Genomic DNA, 2,307 nt, shown 5'->3' with positions numbered 1-2,307 from the left:
GATGATCCGCTGCGACCGGCTGCTGAAGCCCGACGTGCCGGAGCGGCTCGACCTCGACACCACCCATCTCGCCGCCGCCGCAGCGGCCGCGGCGATCGAGGCGCATCTGCTGGCCGTGCGCGGCCAGCTGGCGCCAGCGAACGCCCGCCACCTGGTGCTGGCGCCATGAGCCCGGAGGCGCCGCTCGGCGGCAGGGCAGGGGAGGGCGCGGCCGACGACATGCCGGCGGTGACGGCGCGGCCCGACGGTGCCCTGACCGAAGCCCAGCATGCGGAAATCCGCCGCCTGGCGGCGCGGGCCGACGAGTTGGTCGAGGCCTCGCTCTCGGCCAACACCCGCAAGGCCTACGGTTCGGCCTGGCGGCACTGGAGTGACTGGTGCCTCGGCTTCGGCTTGGACCCGCAGACGGCTAACGCCTCCTGGCTGGCGATGCACCTCACCGGCCTGTCGGAGGCGCGCAAGCTCTCCACCCTCGAGCTGCGCCGCGCCGCAGTGCTGGAGATCCGGCGCCGGCTCGGCCGCCCACTGCATCTCGACGACACCCAGTTCCGGGCCTTCCCCCAAGGCCTCAGGCGAACCAAGGGCGCCCGGCCGGCAAAGAAGGCGGCGCTGCTCGAGGAGAATCTGCGGGCGGTGCTGCTGCTGCTCGATCCCGCCGCGGCGCCGGCGCCGAAGCGGTGCCTGCGCGACACCCGCGGGGTGCGCGACCGGGCACTGCTGCTGACCGGCTTCGCCGGCGGCTTCCGTCGCTCCGAGCTCGCCGGCTTCGACCTGCGCGACGTCGGCGTCACCGCCGAGGGCCTGGTGCTGTTCGTCGCCACTGCTGGGCCTGATCTGTCTGGTCTGCCAGATCGACGCCCCGCGACACATAGCTCGGAATATTATCACCATGACAGATCCGACACCTGGGATTTGACATAATGTTGCGCAGTCGACGATATCCTTGGCCCGGCGGCGCGCGTCCGCCGAACGCCAACCAGAGAGGGGTGCGGCCCGCCCCGCGGTACGGAGCAGGGCAGGCCGCGTGCGCCGCGCGGGCGAAATGAGAGCGGCGCATACTTCCAATCGGGCGTCGGGCATTTCGGTTCCTGCCGGCCAATAGCGTTCCGTCATCGGCGGCAAGATCGGAACCGGCGACATGCGAACGCTGTTGGCCCGGCGCAAGGTCCTTTGCTCTCGAAATCAACCTTGCCGCGTCCCGGTGACGCCGGCGACGCGCCCCCGCAACCGCGTGGCCAGAGGTGGATGTCATGCAAATGAGAGCGACGATTCTAACCGTTACCGTCCTGAGTCTTATGGGCGTAAGCCCAGTGCTCAGTGGCTGCCACACAACGGCCGGTCTTGGTCAAGACGTGTCCGCCACTGGCCAGGCCGTGAGCAAAACGGCCACGAAGGCAACGCCCCCCGCGCCCTGACCCCTAGTTCCCGGTAGACGGGAGCCGGTGCGGCCCGCCACGCCGGTGGGGACTAACGGGGCGGGCCGCTGGGTCGTCACGGCGGAGGGGATGCCGGACATCACAATCGTACGCGCCTCGCGGCAAAGTAGATACTATATTTCTCTATAAACTAATTATCAGAAAGGATAGTGCCCGGCCTCCCGGGATGGCGGGGCTGTCGGAGGGTGGTTAGCGCCCGGCGGCGATGTCGGCCGGACGATCGGGCCTGGGCCGGCCGAACGCCTCATGGACATGCCCAATCGCGCTCGGGAGGACCGCGCTGAGGTGATCCCTGGCAGCGCGCAGAGTGGCCAACGTTTCGGCCCGCGCAGGATCCTTGAGCTAGCCCCGGCGACGTCGACCCTCGGCAATCACATTGTCCGGCAGCCGCTTCCGGCCAGACTTCAGATCTAGCATCGCCTCGATAGTCGCGCCGATCCCGCCGGCATCCGGGTTCGAGCAGCAGCGCGTCCTCGATCGCCCGCTTGATATGGCCGTGCGGGCCTTCGATCGCGCCGTTCTCGTGGGCGACGCTGCAGAACCTAAACCGGTTCCGGCATGACCCGCTTGACCAGACGGGCGACGGTCTTGGTGTCAATCCGCTGGAGCCGGCCGTCGACCCCATAAGTCAGATGGCCGCCGCGGTCGATGCAGCAGAACAGCGGCCCGGGCGTGTCACCGCGGGCGGCGAGCCAGGCCGAGAGCGCGGTCACGGCGCAGAGCGCTGATCGCGCAACCGCCTGGACTCCGACCTCCTCGCCTTGCCGCTCCTGGTCGGTATTGGAGCCGGCGACGAACAAGGGTAATGGCAAGAGTAGGCCGCAGGCATCCGGAATCCGTAGACGGACTAGTGTCCTGATTCCGAAGTTCA

Annotated in this window: 2 protein-coding genes and 1 pseudogene; 2 read left to right on the top strand and 1 reads right to left on the bottom strand. The window is 68.8% G+C overall.

The window, feature by feature from the left end; all coding sequences use genetic code 11:
• Nucleotides 1-165 precede the first annotated feature (165 nt).
• Both FFK22_RS41495 and FFK22_RS45000 read left to right on the top strand, forming a co-directional pair.
• Nucleotides 166-921, top strand: a complete 756-nt coding sequence (locus tag FFK22_RS41495; protein WP_143956982.1) for a hypothetical protein — start codon at nt 166-168, stop codon at nt 919-921.
• A gap of 329 nt (nt 922-1,250) precedes the next feature.
• Nucleotides 1,251-1,415: an entericidin A/B family lipoprotein gene (locus FFK22_RS45000; RefSeq protein WP_373683780.1), complete on the top strand. Its 165-nt coding sequence runs from the start codon at nt 1,251-1,253 to the stop codon at nt 1,413-1,415.
• A gap of 563 nt (nt 1,416-1,978) precedes the next feature.
• Here the strand turns inward: FFK22_RS45000 and FFK22_RS43630 are convergent.
• A pseudogene (locus tag FFK22_RS43630) lies at nt 1,979-2,307 on the bottom strand (hypothetical protein); the annotation flags it as partial.

This window comes from Mycobacterium sp. KBS0706 (assembly GCF_005938675.2).
In the GTDB taxonomy this organism is placed as follows: Bacteria; Pseudomonadota; Alphaproteobacteria; order DSM-16000; family Inquilinaceae; genus Inquilinus.
This window is presented reverse-complemented; position numbering and strand designations above follow the sequence as displayed.

Coding starts and splice junctions, on each gene's coding strand:
- FFK22_RS41495 (WP_143956982.1), top strand. CDS start 166: ATGAGCCCGGAGGCGCCGCTCGGCGGCAGGGCAGGGGAGGGCGCGGCC.
- FFK22_RS45000 (WP_373683780.1), top strand. CDS start 1,251: ATGCAAATGAGAGCGACGATTCTAACCGTTACCGTCCTGAGTCTTATG.